General features: G+C 56.7%; 14 protein-coding genes and 1 pseudogene. 13 read left to right on the plus strand and 2 right to left on the minus strand.

The genetic code is table 11. From position 1 onward, the window contains the following. The first annotated feature begins 41 nt into the window (after positions 1–41). The 11 genes from VAE55_RS10960 to VAE55_RS11010 all read left to right on the plus strand — a co-directional run bounded on the left by VAE55_RS10960 (position 42) and on the right by VAE55_RS11010 (position 10,409). Entirely contained in the window at positions 42–2,441 is a 2,400-nt protein-coding gene (locus VAE55_RS10960) for a peptidoglycan recognition family protein (protein ID WP_322815822.1), read from the plus strand. A gap of 243 nt (positions 2,442–2,684) precedes the next feature. Then, positions 2,685–3,659 carry a MoxR family ATPase gene (locus VAE55_RS10965; protein WP_322815823.1) on the plus strand — a complete coding sequence of 325 codons (975 nt, stop codon included), beginning with the start codon at positions 2,685–2,687 and terminating at the stop codon, positions 3,657–3,659. Positions 3,660–3,685: 26 nt separating this feature from the next. Beyond that, a complete protein-coding gene (locus VAE55_RS10970; RefSeq protein ID WP_322815824.1) occupies positions 3,686–3,895 on the plus strand; it encodes a hypothetical protein in 210 nt (69 codons plus the stop codon). Then, positions 3,885–5,894 carry an anti-sigma factor gene (locus VAE55_RS10975; RefSeq protein ID WP_322815825.1) on the plus strand — a complete coding sequence of 670 codons (2,010 nt, stop codon included), beginning with the start codon at positions 3,885–3,887 and terminating at the stop codon, positions 5,892–5,894. The genes VAE55_RS10970 and VAE55_RS10975 overlap by 11 nt, the downstream gene beginning before the upstream one ends. A gap of 199 nt (positions 5,895–6,093) precedes the next feature. Beyond that, a complete protein-coding gene (locus VAE55_RS10980) occupies positions 6,094–6,906 on the plus strand; it encodes an FAD-binding domain-containing protein (protein WP_322815826.1) in 813 nt (270 codons plus the stop codon). Next, positions 6,906–7,376: a hypothetical protein gene (locus VAE55_RS10985; protein ID WP_322815827.1), complete on the plus strand. Its 471-nt coding sequence runs from the start codon at positions 6,906–6,908 to the stop codon at positions 7,374–7,376. The genes VAE55_RS10980 and VAE55_RS10985 overlap by 1 nt, the downstream gene beginning before the upstream one ends. A 3-nt stretch (positions 7,377–7,379) precedes the next feature. Next, positions 7,380–8,150: a glucose 1-dehydrogenase gene (locus tag VAE55_RS10990; protein ID WP_322815828.1), complete on the plus strand. Its 771-nt coding sequence runs from the start codon at positions 7,380–7,382 to the stop codon at positions 8,148–8,150. Between the two features lie 14 nt (positions 8,151–8,164). Continuing rightward, positions 8,165–8,419, plus strand: a complete 255-nt coding sequence (gene moaD / locus VAE55_RS10995; protein ID WP_012257741.1) for a molybdopterin converting factor subunit 1 — start codon at positions 8,165–8,167, stop codon at positions 8,417–8,419. Between the two features lie 2 nt (positions 8,420–8,421). Beyond that, positions 8,422–8,835 (plus strand): molybdenum cofactor biosynthesis protein MoaE, encoded by a 414-nt coding sequence (locus VAE55_RS11000; RefSeq protein ID WP_322815829.1) that lies wholly within the window; start codon positions 8,422–8,424, stop codon positions 8,833–8,835. 10 nt (positions 8,836–8,845) lie between these two features. Beyond that, a complete protein-coding gene (mutM, locus tag VAE55_RS11005) occupies positions 8,846–9,682 on the plus strand; it encodes a bifunctional DNA-formamidopyrimidine glycosylase/DNA-(apurinic or apyrimidinic site) lyase (RefSeq protein ID WP_322815830.1) in 837 nt (278 codons plus the stop codon). 97 nt (positions 9,683–9,779) lie between these two features. Beyond that, positions 9,780–10,409 (plus strand): response regulator, encoded by a 630-nt coding sequence (locus VAE55_RS11010; RefSeq protein WP_322815831.1) that lies wholly within the window; start codon positions 9,780–9,782, stop codon positions 10,407–10,409. A gap of 368 nt (positions 10,410–10,777) precedes the next feature. Here the strand turns inward: VAE55_RS11010 and VAE55_RS19155 are convergent. Next, positions 10,778–11,896, minus strand: a pseudogene (locus VAE55_RS19155) (AAA family ATPase). A gap of 697 nt (positions 11,897–12,593) precedes the next feature. On the opposite strand from VAE55_RS19155, the gene VAE55_RS11025 reads away from it, so the two are divergent. Next, positions 12,594–13,154: an HD domain-containing protein gene (locus VAE55_RS11025; protein WP_322815834.1), complete on the plus strand. Its 561-nt coding sequence runs from the start codon at positions 12,594–12,596 to the stop codon at positions 13,152–13,154. 3 nt (positions 13,155–13,157) lie between these two features. Here the strand turns inward: VAE55_RS11025 and VAE55_RS11030 are convergent, their stop codons facing one another. Continuing rightward, positions 13,158–14,285 carry a trans-sulfuration enzyme family protein gene (locus VAE55_RS11030; RefSeq protein ID WP_322815835.1) on the minus strand — a complete coding sequence of 376 codons (1,128 nt, stop codon included), beginning with the start codon at positions 14,283–14,285 and terminating at the stop codon, positions 13,158–13,160. A 237-nt stretch (positions 14,286–14,522) separates the two neighbouring features. Between VAE55_RS11030 and VAE55_RS11035 the strand changes: the two genes are divergently transcribed. Then, on the plus strand, positions 14,523–15,689 hold the full coding sequence (locus VAE55_RS11035) for a glycosyltransferase family 1 protein (RefSeq protein WP_322815836.1): 1,167 nt from the start codon (positions 14,523–14,525) through the stop codon (positions 15,687–15,689). Positions 15,690–15,692: the final 3 nt, after the last annotated feature.

A 15,692-nucleotide genomic window follows, 5' to 3' on the forward strand; every position in this document is an offset into this window, starting at 1 on the left:
AACGGAGAAGTCGTCGACGAGTTTGCAGCGGGGCATTACTTATGATCCGACACACAGGGCCGAGATTAAGCCTGCTCATCGCTCTGGCCGGCATGCTGTTGTGGATACTACCGGTTACTGCTCACCCGGTCGCACTAACGGCACAGGTATCGAGCTGGCACCTAAGCAGTGTGCGTGACTGGCAGGCTGGTGAGAGTCAAAATCTGCTGGTCGTGAATAATGCCGGTGGTGAATTACGCCTGGCAGCTGAGGCAAATGAAGGCAGCTTTATCTCGGCGCCGTTTGAAACAGCGTTTGCAACCAACGCTGCCGGTGCTGTCTGGCGGGCCGATCTGGTTACCGGCACTGCTTTACAATTGGAGCTGCGTGCACGGGCTACGTCACCTGCGAATGGGGATGATGGCTGGGGGCCATGGCAACCGCTCGTCGTAGCCGATGAACCACCTGCTGCCGATCCAGATGCCTTTACGACTGCGGCTCCGCTGGTACTACCAGACGATACCCGCTACCTGCAATTACGGGCAACCTTCACCAGCGAGGTGCCACGCGCTTCGGTGGTGCTCAATGAGGTGACGATTACCTACCTAGCGACCCAGATCTCGCCACCGATCTTCGCTGCCGGCATGCCGCAACGGCCTATCCTGTTTGGGAAACCGGTCTTGACACCGCGCCCGCTGCAAATCGCTCGTGTCGATTGGGCCGAACCGGCGGCAGCCCGACTTGATCGTCGTGATCCACGAGGAGTTGTCATCCATCAACTGGCTGTCGATATTCCGCCATCAGCGACTCTGTCATATCTCCGTGCGTTGCTTATCTATCAGACCAGCGTGCTCGACTGGGACGATCTGATATATCACTACATTATTGACAACGAAGGGAATCTCTTTGAAGGCCGGTTGGGAGGGCCAACCTCGCTGGTGCGCCAGGTTGCCGGTAGTGAGGCGGATGTGCATGTTGCGCTGCTCACGCCTGCCGATCAGGCACCTTCAGCCGCTGCCCAATCTCGACTCGTCGCCTTGCTGGCATGGCTCACCCAGACGTATGCCATCGCTCCTACCGATCTGCAACCGACCGCAACTGATGGGATATTGCGCCCCGCTATCGCCGGTCATTTCGAGGTCAGTGCTACGGCGGTTGATCCGTATCCGCCGCTGCGCGAACTTTTGCCATTATTGCGTACACAGGTTGACAGATCAACAGTTCGTGCACGCTGGTACTTCGCTGAAGGTAATACCGCCGGTTACAGTCAGCGGCTGAGTATGTACAATCCCGCACCACGTCCGGCTATAGCACGGGTGACACTCTTTCCCCCAACCGGGCAACCGATCATCCGTGAACTCCAGGTACCTGGTGGTGGTCGGGCTGACGTTAATGTGAATGAGATTGCTCCGAATGCAAGTGCGCTACCGGCAATTGTTGAAGCCAACGAAGCGATTCTGGCCGAGCGCTCCATGGCTCTCACAACCGACATTGATAGCGGGCCTGGTATTGACCGCCTATCGCGGGTCTGGTATTTCGCCGAAGGGAGTACAACCAACCAGACCCAAACTTATCTCATCATCTTTAATCCGCAACCCAACGATACCAGAGCGCAGATCACGTACATGCGCCGTGATGGAACCGTCTTCGAGCAAGAGGTGCAGATCGGCACCCAGAATCGTCTGGTGGTCGCGGTACACGATATAACGCTTCCCGATGGCTCTCGCCCGCTCGCCGATGCGAGTTTTGGGATGCGGGTCATTGCCGACCAACCGGTTGCGGTTGAGCGCACAATGCGTTTTGGCGCAAGTGGAAGCGGTTTGCATACCAGTCGTGGTATCGATACGCTCTCGCGGCGCTGGCTGTTTGCCGAGGGTACCACCGAAGGCGAATTTCGCACCCAGTTGTTGGTGCTGAATCCGAACAATCAGCCGGCCAATGTGGAAGCAATCTTCCGCGGCCCGGCTGGGATTGCGGCTACTCGCCGCTATGCAATTCCACCACGGGCACAACTGGCTATTGATGTCAACGAAGTTGTGCCTGATCTCGGCATCGCCACCGAGGTCATCGCGGATCGCCCCGTTGCGGTGGAGCGAGCAATGTACTTTGCCGATGGTGCGGTTGGTACCATTGGCACTGGTGCCCGGTCTCCAGCGTACCGTTGGGCATTTATCGATGGCCGTACCAGTGATGCCAGCTACTATCTGTGCCTGTCAAATGTTAGCCCATTGTCCACTATTGCCACTGTTGAGGTCATTTTTGGCGATGGTACCAAGACCAGCCTGAGCGTGCGTATTCCGGCGGGTGCCCGTTACACACTGGCGCTCCATGAGGCATTCCCTGATGAAACAGCCGTGGCTGCCATTGTGCGCAGTAATCAGCCCATCGTAGCGGAACGCTCGATCTATCCCGGCAGTGGTGCTCGTGGCGGTAGTACCTCGCCTGGTATTCCACTGCCGTAGGCGGGCAGAGGTTATCAACGTCTGTGGTTGCTGTGAATGTTGCAGTCTGAACGCCATACCTATGAAGTGCGCTTAGACTGCAACATTCATAGTATACTCATAACCGGCAGTGTTCCTGCTCTTACCCGTTCTCTTTCCCCTATTTCTACCCACCTCGAACCAATTGCCACACCCTTCCCGCGCCGCGTGATCGTGGTATACTGCTTTTGCATCCGACAAATAGCCATCTGAATTGAGGTACCTGTGGAAGAGGTTCAGCGTATTGCTGCACGTATTGTCAATAATGTCGAACAAGTCATCGTTGGAAAACGGCGGATCGTTGAGCTGGTACTGGTTGCGCTGCTCTGCCGTGGTCACGTCTTAATCGAGGATGTTCCCGGTACCGGCAAGACCATGCTGGCGAAGAGCATCGCACGCTCAATTGGTTCGAGCTTCAAACGCATTCAATGCACACCCGATCTACTACCGAGTGATGTTACCGGTGTTTCGATCTTTAATCAGCAGACCCGCGAGTTTGAATTTCGGCCTGGGCCGATTATGGCGCAGATTGTGCTGGCCGATGAGATAAACCGGGCAACACCGAAGACGCAGTCGGCTTTGCTTGAGGCGATGGAGGAGCGTCAGATCACGGTTGATGGGGTGACACACGCTCTGCCACAGCCGTTCATTGTGCTGGCAACCCAAAACCCTATTGAGTACGAGGGCACGTTTCCACTCCCGGAAGCCCAACTCGACCGCTTTCTGTTACGAGTGCATTTGGGGTATGCCGACCGACTCGATGAGATCGCGATTCTGAAGCGGCAACGTGAAGGCCATCCGCTCGAAACGTTGCCAACAGTGGTTGATATGAACGATCTTTTGCATCTGCAAGAGGTGATCAAACAGGTTCATGTGGATGACCTGATTGTTGAGTATATCGTGGCGCTGACCACTGCAACCCGCGATCACGGTGATGTGTACCTCGGCGCCAGTACCCGTGGTGCGCTTGCCCTCTATCGCGCTGCGCAGGCCTGGGCCTCGCTCAACGGACGGGATTTTGTGACCCCTGATGATGTGAAGGTCCTGGCCCAACCGGTGCTCAGCCATCGTTTGATTGTCAGTCCGGCGGCACGAGTACGCAATGTGACGGCGCAGACGATTATTGATGAGGTCCTGGCGGCAGTACCGGTACCGGGGGCGCGGGCCGGTCGGCGCTTTGAACGGATGGCTGCCGGTTGAGTCACCGGCAATGAGAGGGTCTGGCAATGGACGATCAGAAAGAAGGTGTCGTGCAGGCCGGTCGGCGTGCTGCGTTGCACCTCGCTCTCCAGCGTATTGTGTTGTTGCGTGAAACCGGCCCCAAGAGTGCAGCGTGGCAACGGGCTCGGATGAGAACGATGTGGCGATTACAACAACAACTGGCCGCCGACGATGAGGCGGCGACACAATCAACGCGGATTGAAGATGATCACTGAACTGGCGCACTGGTTGGTCAATACCGGTGATCTGCTATACGGTTGGGCACTGGCATTGACCCCCGATGAACGAACGGCCCGCCGCCTGCTTCAGCGGTGGTTGCAATCAGTACGTAGCGATCCACCCGCGGTCTGGCGTGATGATGACCTGCTGGCCCGGCTCTATCAAGTTGCACAAGCCAGTTTTGCCGGCCAGCCGCTGCGGCGCTTGCCGGCCCCGCCAGGAGCACCGCTCCTTGGCCCCTTACGGGCCTTACCCCTCGACCAGCGGGTAGCAGTGCTGGCATATAGTTTGCCCGGCGTTGATCAGGGTCGGCTTGCCGCCATTCTGGGGATACCGTCAGATAGCGCAATGATAACCCTTGTTCAGGCGATGCAGGCATTGGCACCAGCGCTTGGGTATACCCTCCCCTCTGAAGAGAGCAGTCGGGAGTGTTCGCTGATCCGCCAGGCGCTCATTGATCCAACCCAGCATCTCCGTATCTTCGAGACGATCCGCCGGCACTTAACTGCCTGCACCCCCTGCCGACAGTTCGAGCGTGAATGGCAGGCGGTTAGTCGGGCGTTGATGTCGGCGATCCGTCATTATCGCAATACCACTGTATTACCTGATAGTGTTCGTGCCCAACTGTTGAAAATGGCACAGACACCGCAACATCGGCTTGCCCGCCTGTTGCCGCTTTTGCAACTGGTAGCACTCATCAGTATTGTTGCTGTACTCGTTTTACCGGGATTGATCCGCAATCCCTTTACATTGGTGACGATGAGTACCGCCAAACCTGCACTTAGTGCCGCTGCCCTGATTGAACGGGCACTGACGCACGGTGGTATTCCCGAACCAGAAGGCCCTCCCGTCTGGCAGGCTCGTTATCAGACCCTGTGGTATTTCAACAATCGCACCATTGCCCCGCTCTTTGCGGAAATCTGGCACGACCGCGATAACCCTGCCCGTCACCGCTTGCAACTGCGCCACGTCGAAGGTGGTGCGCCTTACGAATTTCAGCTCGCTGATGGGAGCCGGCGATTCTACTATGCGCTCGATGGCGCTTATGCACCGACGTTATACGGTGATCTGCCGATACGGGCCAATCCCAACGAGCCGGAGCTGGTCATGAGTGTGTTAACGCCTGAACAGCAAGAGGCGGCCTATCGTGCCCGTCTCACCACCGGGCCATGGGCTATCGTGCCGGCATACCTGCGTCAGGCGTCGACTGCCCCCGATCTGCGGTTGTTAGGCCAGCAACGCATCGGCGAGCGCCTGGCATCCATCGTCAGTTTTCGCGGCATCAGTCCACTCGATCTGCCGGCAGAATCTGCCGAGTCGGTGCTGGTTTTGATGGCGATTAGCGAACAAGACGGGCATGTGCTGAGTATTACCGAGCTGGTCGGTCCGCCCGGTGGCACTCAGACCAGTCGCGTGGTCTGGCGCCTGGTTGCGTTTAACTGGCTGGTGACCGGTGAGCAGATTCGCGATGCGTTCACGTTCGAGCGGGCCTGGAATGGCAGAGCAGAAACTGAGGGGGTAGTAATTCAACCACTCGCCGATCCGGCATGGCCACTGGTGCGCGAGAATAATGTGATCGATATTGGTGCAACGAACCTTCAGCGTCTTCCCGAATCCTTTGTGCTGCCGGCAGCAGTACCATTTGGAATCGACCGCGAATTGCTATTGCGATTGCGCGGTTCGACTATCAATGGCGTGTTGTACACCGGTAATGGCCGTCGATTAATCCTGACCTACGATCGGTTACCAGGACTCGATGCAAACATTCCGGTTGAGGTGATCGGCCCCTGGCGGGTACGGATCGAACCGGTGCGCGGCCAACGCTATCGGGTAGCGATTGAGACAAATAATGCCCGTCGTAATGCCGGGGTACAACTTGCACTAGATGCCTCCGGTTTTACTATTGATGAGATACGTACTCTGATTGGCTCACTGCAACGGATTGACCGACTCGATTTGATCACTCGTCAATCACGCTCTGGTCAGGCGCGGTAATGGTGTCCTGACAATTGAACGTATCTCGTCGCCTCGACAGTGAAGAGACGCGCCCCGTGGAGTGAGCGCAGCTTTTGCACCCCATGGCATGCCAACCGGTTTCGTTGGGGTGAGGGTTTGTCAAGCAGAATGCACTGTGCAATATTCGCCGTCATCTGAACTTGTGGTATACTCGATAAGAGCAGTTGAACTGAAACCAATGCAACTCCGTACCGATCTGACAACCCGTGAAGAGCAGGCCGCTTATTTGGCGGAAGCGCTGGCCGGCCTTTTTCAAGGTCCGGCCCAACCTTCACCGATTCGTGGCGGGCAACGGGCAGCGCTGCATCGGCTGCGCACATTTAACGTTCACCACTACGCCCGTACTCGCAATGATGTGGTGCAACGCGGCGTTTCTATGCTCTCGCCATACCTGCGCCATGGGGTGCTAAGCCTGGCCGAAGTGCGCGATTCGATATTGGGCCGGTTTGGTATCACTCCAGACACCGAAAAATTTGTCAATGAGCTGGCCTGGCGGGCATTCTGGCAGCTTGTGTATACCCATCTCGGCGATCGTATTCACCACGATATTGAGCCAGCAAAACACAAAGCTCGTGTGCCTCGGCGTCGTCTCCCACCCGAAGTGACTGCGGCGGCCACCGGTCTGGTCTGCATCGACGAATCGCTTCGTGAGCTGTACACCGTCGGTTATATGCACAACCACGCCCGCATGTGGGTTGCGGCGTATCTCATTCACTGGTTAGGGGTTGACTGGCGTGAGGGGGCCGATCTCTTCTACCGTCATCTGCTCGACGGTGATCCGGCCTCGAATAGTCTGTCGTGGCAATGGGTGAACAGCACGTTCAGCCATAAGCCCTACATCTTCAACCGGCAGAATGTCGAACGGTTTAGCGCCGGCTCCTTCTGCGCTCGCTGCCCGCTGGCGAAGGGGGGCTGTCCGTTCGATGACAGTTACGAAAACCTGGCCCGGCGTCTGTTCGGGGTGACACTGGCCGAACTGGAGGGAAGGTGATGAGAGGCGGGATTGTCTGGCTTCACGGCGATAGCCTCAGCCCAACCGATCCGGCGCTGGTCGCCAATCCAACGGCGCCGGCGGTGTTTGTGTTCGATGAACCGTTTCTGGCGACGGCGCAACTGAGCTTCAAGCGGCTCTTTTTTCTGTACGAATGTGCGTTAGAGGCGATTGCCGGACGGGTCGGCAGTATCCGGCGCGGGGTTGTGGTTGACGAAGTACGCGCCTTTGCGGCTGAACACCAGGTGCTGACGGTGCATGTCACGGCCAGCGTTGCGCCGCGGTTTCGTGAGTATGTGGCTGCGTTGCGGGCCGGTGGGTTGCAGGTTATGATCTACGAGCCACCGGTATTCGTGACGTGGCGTGGCGAACCACCACGCCGGTTCGGTGCCTTCTGGCGACGGGTGGCAGCCGAGGCACTTCAGGCCGGGAACACCGCACCATCATTGCCGGCCACAGAGGATGAGTGAACCATGGACTTTCAAGGCAAAATAGCCATTGTTACCGGTGGTGCACAGGGGATCGGGCGCGCAACCGCTCTTGCACTGGCTCGTGAAGGGGCGGCAGTAGTGATTGCCGACCGTGATGAAGCGGCTACAACGGCTCTGGTTTCCGGTATTAACGCCTGGGGCGGGCGGGCGCTGGCCGTTATCGCCGATGTCAGTGATGAAGCCGATGCGGCCCGGATTGCCAATGAAACAGTGCTAACGTTCGGCGGTATTGATCTGTTGGTGAACAACGCCGGGATTCAACAACCGGGGACAATTGAAAGTACGACCGTTCAGCTCTGGCAAGAGATTATTGCCGTGAATCTGACCGGTGTATTCCTGGTTTCGCGCTTTGTGATGCCCGAATTACGCCGACGCGGCGGTGGGGCCATCGTCAATGTTGCTTCGGTCTACGGGTTACGCGCCGAAGCTGGTTGGGCCGCTTACTCAGCCTCGAAAGGTGGTGTCATTGCGCTCACCCGGGCAATGGCGCTCGATGGCGCTGCCGATGGGATACGGGTGAATTGCGTCTGTCCCGGCATGATCGACACCTCACTGCTCCGCGCCAATGCCGCTTTGCTGAACGCCCAACGTCCCGATGAAGCGTTACGTGGCTTTGCGCGGCGGGTACCACTTGGACGCCTGGGCACCCCAGAAGAGGTGGCCAGTGTCATCCTTTGCCTGCTCAGTCCAACCGCCGGCTATCTCTCCGGGGCTGTCATTACCGCAGATGGTGGCTGGGAAGCCCGGCTCTAGTCAGGAGGAGGCTGATGATTACGGTTACTGTACGCTTCTTCGCCGGACATCGCGATATTGTCGGACGTAGCGAAGCCAGCTACACTCTGGCTGAAGGGACAACCCTCGGTCAATTGTGGGAACAACTAACTGCCGAATATCCCCGCCTGACCGGTTATACCGGACGCCTGCTCTTTGCTGTGAACCAACAGTTCGCCCAACCGACGACTGTGTTAGCCAACGGTGATGAGGTCGCCTTTATCCCGCCAGTAAGTGGCGGACGGAGTTGATTATGGTCGAACCGTTTGTCATTACCACAGAACCGCTTGATCCAGCGCCACTGGTAGCGGCAGTCCAGACGCCCAATGATGGGGCTGTTGTCACCTTTAGCGGCGTAGTTCGCAACCACTTCGGTGGACGGCCTACAGCATTTCTGGTGTACGAAGCCTACACCGAAATGGCCGTGCCGGTGTTACGTCAGATTGCCGACGAGGCACGAGCATGCTGGCCGATTGGGCGGGTCTGTGTTCACCACCGGGTCGGTCGGCTAGAGATTGGCGAGACGGCAGTGCTGGTTGTCGTTGCGGCTCCGCACCGCGACGCCGCCTTCGCGGCTGCGGCCTACATTATGGATCGGATCAAAGAGATTGCGCCCATCTGGAAACAGGAGCATTGGGCCGATGGTAAAGCCGAATGGCGTGAATAGGTAACGTACTATGCCGGAACTTCCTGAAGTTGAAACTGTTGCCCGCTCCCTCGCCCCGCAGCTTCAGGGACGCACGATTACCGGGCTGGCCAAACTTGACTGGCCAAAAATGCTGACACCGTCGCCTGATGAATTCGCCGCACTGATTGCCGGACGGCGCATCAAGGCGATTGGGCGGCGAGCAAAGTGGCTGCTGCTGTCGCTCGATGGCGAGTGGACGCTGGCCATTCATCTGCGAATGTCGGGACAATTGCTGGTTGCCGAACCGGAGACCTCTAAGGCACGGCATGTCCATTTTGCCCTCGATCTCGACAACGGGCGGCGACTCATCTTCAACGATCAGCGGAAGTTTGGCCGCGTCCACCTGCTCGACCGGCAAGGGCTGGCCGCTCTGGATGCAGTCCATGGCCCGGAACCGCTCGCCGCTGATTTTACTCCCTCTGCATTAGCCGAACGCCTGCAAAACCGCCGGGCACCGATCAAAGCTTTGCTGCTCGATCAACACCTGATCGCCGGCATTGGCAACATCTACGCCAATGAAGCGATCTGGCTGGCTCGCATTCACCCGCTGACCCCAGGCGTAATGCTCACGCCGGAACAGATCAACGAATTGCACCATGCCATCCGGCACGTGCTGCAGGAAGCCATCGCCAATCAGGGCAGCTCGTTGCGCAACTACCGTGACGGTTATGGCCGACAGGGTACGCAACAAGAGCATTTCAATGTCTACGACCGGGCCGGTGAGCCGTGCCCGCGCTGTCAGAGCACGATTGAACGGATTGTTGTGGCCCAGCGGAGTACCTATTTCTGTCCGACCTGTCAGATTACCATGCAACAATCGGAATAAGTGTGCACAATACACACAGGTTGAAGGTTGGTTTAAGAATTACAAGGGCCGGCACTCCTGTTGCCGGTGGCTGCCGCTCACATAATGGAGTAATCCGGTGCAAGAACCAATTCTCCTGGTGGAAGACGATCAAATCCTGCAACTCACCCTCACCACAATGCTGCGGCGCGACGGTTATGCCGTAGATACTGCACGCAACATTGCCGAAGCTCGTCTGGCGATCCTCTCGCGTCGACCAAGAATCATTCTACTTGACCTCGGCTTACCCGATGGCAGTGGGTTTGATATTCTCAACTGGTTAAACCTGGAACCAGATCGGCCACTCATTATCGTCACGACTGCAAACGATTCGCCGAAAGCGGCGCTTGAAGCCCTGGGACTCGGTGCCTTCGACTACCTGACAAAACCGATCAACCACGAAACCCTCCGGTACACACTCCGTCGTGCGGTCAGCTACGATCAGCTTCGCCAGCAAGTCCGTAACTACGAAGAATTACGCAGCGAAGTGGATGAAGTGCGTCTAACCGTGCGCAGCGCTGCTCACCATATCAGTCAGGCCTTAACGGTGATCATGGGAGAAGCGCAACTGGTACGCGAAGAGATATCTGATCCAGCCCTCCGGGCCAGCCTGGATCGGATCGTGCGCATGGCCGAGGAAGCTGCCCAGACCCTCGCTACACTGCGCACGAACCGCCTCCTTGCACCGCGCGAGGGGAGTGTTGAGTGAGAGTCTGCCGCAAGACGTGCGCACCGTACAAGAACAATCATATGTCGCCAGTAGAAGTAAGGGCACGGTCTGCCATGCCCCCACTGATGCCCGGTGATCATCGTTCAAGCGTGCCACCGGCGAGTTGATACGTTGTCGTCGGCGCTGTAGGGGCGACGCATGCGTCGTCCCTCCTGTTGTCCGGTGGTGAACCGTTCAGGTGCAATAGTATTGACTGGTGGTATAGCTTCTATTCTACCAGATGTGATATGAGAGGCGCTTAACGTCAGGTTGTTGCACAATGCTACGTTGGGATGATGGTTGAGAGTTATTCAACCGCAACACGTACTGCAATGACAATGACAGGTCAGATGCCTTCCAGGAATGCGTTATGGCAGTGGCCTGCCACCAAGAATATTCTTTTCCCACAAATCACCCAGCCCGTAACCGTTGAGCCACGTCTCAGTCTCCTCCATCGTCAAGCGTCTACAGACAGACTGACCATCCTGCCGTTCAACAACAACGATGTCTTCCGGCTCAAACTGTTAACGAGCGTTACCGATTGAGTAGCCACATGACGTGCGTTTGCGTGGCTGCACTACGTAGCAATCTGACCAGTACGTGTATGGCGTAAGGGTGTAGCCCCATCTCCGGTTCATCAAGTAAGATGATGGCCGGCAACTTCCACGCCGGTTGGAGGAGCAGTGTTGCCAGACAGATGAAGCGTAGGGTTCCGTCAGAGAGAGCATAAGCATCAAAGTAGGTATCGCTACCTCGCTCTCGCCATTCCAGTTTTATTTTGTTAGGGTTAAACGGACTGGGTCGGAGCACAAAATCATCGAAAAAGGGGGCAACCATGCGGATAAGATCGACAATATTGCGATAATGGTCTGGCGCTTGTTGCTGTATATAGTACAGATATGCGGCCAGATTCGATGCATCCTGACGTAACCGATAGTTATCGTCAATATCGCCAGTTTGTTTCACTCTAGCCGAATCACTGGTATCGTGAAAGTGATACATGATCCAGCTTTGCATTGCCTTGAAGACATACGCTGGGATACCTCTGCCGTCATTGGTCGGTAACAGACTCTCTTCGTGACCGGAACCCAACAGTGTTTCAACGGGCTTATCGTAGCGGCGGTCATGGAAGAATGCGCGTTCCTCGGCAAACACGAAGCGATCTCCTACGGCTGGAACCAGCGCACAGCGATATCCATTTGCGATGATATTTCCCCTGGCCCGCCTATCTTTCTTCGTAAACCACAATTCAATTTGCAATGAGTCGGTGTTTTTTGACCGAAGTGGAGTATGCGATCTACCCCGCCGGCTCGGGCAACATACATCTGTAAATGGCGTTCAACCATTGCGCTGAGAAATGCAAAGACGCCTAAGATGTTTGATTTTCCGCTACCATCCGCACCGATCAAGATATTGAGGGGCCGTAGCGAAAGTTCCAGTTCGCGGATTGACTTGAATGCCTGAACCTTGATGGTTTCCAGTTGCATGTGCCCATCCTTCCTCGTATACTTCCTGGCACCCCGCACCCGCAAATGACCACAACCCTGCCCGCCTAAAGGTTTTCTCAGTGCCTTGGTAGTGCTACGATGTCTTTACAACGTCCCTCGCCTCAGCAATTGTGTTATGCTGTATACCATGAGGCTGTCGTTTACCAGGTGATCATGAGGGAAAGGCCAAGCAGAGCAGATTGTTCATTACCCTGTACTGTACCAAAGTATACTGGTGTCATATCAAATCTTGACTAATGCTGTGCATCATCGCCGAGCCTCTCAATCGTCGTCGATCAGCCCGGCCTCTGCCCGATGTGTTGCTGCGTTGTCCGCAATGTACCGGCAGTTCCCGGTGGAGCGGGTTTCCAGCTCACGCTCAGGCATGCCCTTCACCCTCATGTACCGGTACGGGTACATGCTGCGCCCCGCATCTATCGATGTGTACGCTAAATGTGGAAACGTGGCTGCCGCACGCCACACGATGCGTCACGGACAACTCGGTCTGGAAACCGTATGTCCGCCGCGTGTGATACCACTGCGTGCGTAGCAGAAATGCCGTTCTCCACGTTCATGCTTAGGTTGCTGTCGGTATGAGCGATGACGTTTCTTGAACCGGATTTGACTTAGTGATTGTTGTTACCTATACACGATTGGCAATCCCGTGCATGTATCAGACATTTCTGGAAAGAATCACATGGAACCACCTGCGTTAAGTTCACTTATCCCGCATCTCCTGGCACTCAAATTGCTGCCGCGTACCGGTTGGTTACAACGTGGAGTACGTGATGTCGAAAGTGTTGCCGAACACTCGTTTGGAGTGGCGGTTCTCTGTCTGCTGATCGGGGATCAGATTGCCGACATTGATCGCGGGCGATTGCTGGCAATTGCCTTGTTGCACGACCTGGCCGAGTCGCTGTTGGGCGATTTGCCGGCATCGGCCACCCGCCTACTTGGCAAAGAGACGAAACGCCAGGCCGAACGGGATGGCCTGGCGGCGTTGATCGGTCATCTGGCCCGCAGTGATGAGTATCTCACGCTGTGGGATGAGTATGTTGACGGTACCTCACGGGAAGCCCGGTTGGTCAAAGCGGTTGATCGGCTTGAGCTGATGGCTCAGGCGCTGGCCTACGAACGCAGCGGTGTCCGCGGTCTTGACTCGTTTTGGCCGCTCGATGATGAGTGGGCAACAGAGTTTACGCCAGTCGCCGCGTTGGCCGCACATTTGCGCACCGAACGCAGTCGGTTGTCCGGTTGATCCTCACTGTGACTGTGCAGCCCGTCGGATTGCACCATCGAGATCTGCCCAGAGATCATCAATATCTTCGATCCCAACGCTAAGCCGCAACAGTGTGGGCGGCAGGTGTTCTTGCCCTGCAATTGCAGCCCGTCGCTCCATGGTTGACTCAACAGCTCCCAGGCTGGTCGCATGGCGGATTAGACTGACGTTGCGGCAGACTGCATCGGCAAATGCGGCATCACCGCGCAGATCGAACGAGATAATGGTACCGAAACCCTTCAATACTCGACGGGCAATGGCATGGGTTGGATGTGTTGGCAAACCCGGATAACGGACACAGCTAACCAGCGGGTGGCGGGACAGCCGTTGGGCCAGCTCCATCGCATTGTGCTGCGCCCGTTCCAACCGCAATGCCAGCGTGCGCGCACCACGCGCCGCCAGAAATGCCTCGAAAGTGCCGGGGGTGGCTCCGGTCAATTCACGCGACCGTCGCAAATCGTGCCAGAGTTGTTCATCACGAGTCGTTACCACACCTGCGAGCAAGTCGGAATGTCCGCCGATAAACTTGGTGGCCGATTGGATGGAGAGGGTTGCCCCAAACTCGAGCGGCTGCTGGTTCAACGAGGTGGCGAAGGTATTGTCTACCGCGACGATGGTACCGGGCTTGCGCGGCGCAGCACAGATTGCCGGGAGATCGGCAACGACAAGCAACGGATTGGAAGGCGACTCAAGCCAGACCAGATCGGCCGCGGCACAGGCTTGCTGCCAGCCTTCGGTATCGGTAAGCGCCAACCGTCGCACCGACCAGCGCCCACGCGCTGCCCCGGCCATTGCCAGCCCGGTCACACCCTGGTAACAATCGTCCGGTAACACAACCTGTGCACCGGCGGGCAATTGATCAAACATGGCAGCAATCGCCGCCATTCCCGACGCAAACGCCACTGCCCGCCCGCCTTCAAGACCACCAACAATCTCTTCGAGGGCTTCCCAGGTTGGTGTTGCATCATTGCGGGCATATGAACGCCCTTGACCGATAAGAAAATTGGATGCCGGAATTGGCGGAACATTGAGCGGCGCACCGGCTTCAATCGTACGTCCGGCTGCTACCAGCCATGACTCTGGTTTGAGATGCTGAGAATGTCGTGCCATACTACACCTTACGTTCAGAGGCTGCTCTTGTGAGAGAAGGTTGTGCCCACGAGACGATGGTTGTGCGGGTGATTATCACATTGACGACGAAGAGTGTCAATTGATCAGTCAAGTGATTGACGGAATTGCGAATTGCGGTACAATGTTGTAACAATCGCTCCAACAATGGCTATTATTAGAGCAATAAACCGCGTAGCACTAATTCCCCTGCCTTTGCGAATTGTTGAGGAGTTTGCTGTGCAGATCGTGATCAACGGCAGCTTTTGGTCCCAGCCGACCGTGGGCATTGGCCAGTATCTGCATCATGTACTGCCCTGGTTGCATCGTCTGGCACCACAGCATCGTTACCTGATGGTAGTACCGGCTGGTACCAAAACTCCTGCACTTCCGGTTGGTGTTGAGGGGATCACGGTAAAGATTGGCGGCCCACGCCAGATCGCAAAGGTGATCTTTGAACAGATTGCCATCCCTGTCATCACCCAACGCCTGGCTCGCAACGGCGAACCGACGGTGATCTTTGTGCCCTACTTTGCACCACCGCTGCGCGCACGTCAACCGGTTGTCACTACTATCGGTGATCTGATACCATTGCTCTTGCCGGCCTATCGGGGAAGTTGGGCTGTGCGGGGCTATATGGCATTAGCTCGGCGCGCAGCTCTGCGCAGTGCACATGTGTTAACTTTCTCGACGTTCAGCCGGAGTACGATTTTGAATTACCTGGCCATCCCACCTGACCGGGTTACGGTGAGTTATCTGGCTGCCGGTGATCAATACCGTCCAGCCGCTGATGTACACGCCGCTCAGACTCTGGTTGCCGCCCGTTATGGTGTGCAACCGCCCTTCATCTACTATGTCGGTGGGCTTGATGAACGAAAAAATCTGGGAACGTTGTTACGTGCGTTTGCGCTTGTACATGGTCGGCATCCCCACTGTACGCTGGCGATTGCCGGGAGAGCGTTGGGCCGTGATCCCCGCCTCTTTCCCGATATTGATCAATTGATCCGCGATCTTGATCTGACGAAGGCTGTCCGTCGCATTGATGTTCCGGTTGACGACGGCCCCCTGCTCTATCAGGCATGCACCATCTTTACCTATCCATCGCGGTATGAAGGGTTTGGCTTGCCCCCCCTGGAAGCAATGGCGTGTGGTGCACCGGTGATTGTAAGCGACGCCAGTTCATTGCCGGAGGTTGTTGGAGCCGCCGCACTCCGCATCGCACCCGATGATGTGGCCGGTTGGGCAGCCGCAATCAATCGCCTCTTGGGCGATGAGGCGCTACGATCCGATCTGCGCACCCGCGGACTGGCCCAGGCAGCCGGTTTTTCATATCGGCATACTGCTACGATTACGCTCAACGTTCTCGAACAAGTAGCGAAAGAAGCAGCGGTTGTCCGCTATCGATAACAA

The sequence above is a fragment of the Chloroflexus sp. genome (assembly GCF_034432675.1).
In the GTDB taxonomy this organism is placed as follows: Bacteria; Chloroflexota; Chloroflexia; order Chloroflexales; family Chloroflexaceae; genus Chloroflexus.

Bases quoted from the DNA above. Each gene is read 5' to 3' on its own strand.
- VAE55_RS10975 (WP_322815825.1), top strand. From the start codon at position 3,885: ATGATCACTGAACTGGCGCACTGGTTGGTCAATACCGGTGATCTGCTA.
- moaD (WP_012257741.1), top strand. From the start codon at position 8,165: ATGATTACGGTTACTGTACGCTTCTTCGCCGGACATCGCGATATTGTC.
- VAE55_RS11030 (WP_322815835.1), bottom strand. From the start codon at position 14,285: ATGGCACGACATTCTCAGCATCTCAAACCAGAGTCATGGCTGGTAGCA.
- VAE55_RS10960 (WP_322815822.1), top strand. From the start codon at position 42: ATGATCCGACACACAGGGCCGAGATTAAGCCTGCTCATCGCTCTGGCC.
- VAE55_RS10980 (WP_322815826.1), top strand. From the start codon at position 6,094: ATGCAACTCCGTACCGATCTGACAACCCGTGAAGAGCAGGCCGCTTAT.
- VAE55_RS11025 (WP_322815834.1), top strand. From the start codon at position 12,594: ATGGAACCACCTGCGTTAAGTTCACTTATCCCGCATCTCCTGGCACTC.
- VAE55_RS10990 (WP_322815828.1), top strand. From the start codon at position 7,380: ATGGACTTTCAAGGCAAAATAGCCATTGTTACCGGTGGTGCACAGGGG.
- VAE55_RS11000 (WP_322815829.1), top strand. From the start codon at position 8,422: ATGGTCGAACCGTTTGTCATTACCACAGAACCGCTTGATCCAGCGCCA.
- VAE55_RS10985 (WP_322815827.1), top strand. From the start codon at position 6,906: ATGAGAGGCGGGATTGTCTGGCTTCACGGCGATAGCCTCAGCCCAACC.
- mutM (WP_322815830.1), top strand. From the start codon at position 8,846: ATGCCGGAACTTCCTGAAGTTGAAACTGTTGCCCGCTCCCTCGCCCCG.
- VAE55_RS10970 (WP_322815824.1), top strand. From the start codon at position 3,686: ATGGACGATCAGAAAGAAGGTGTCGTGCAGGCCGGTCGGCGTGCTGCG.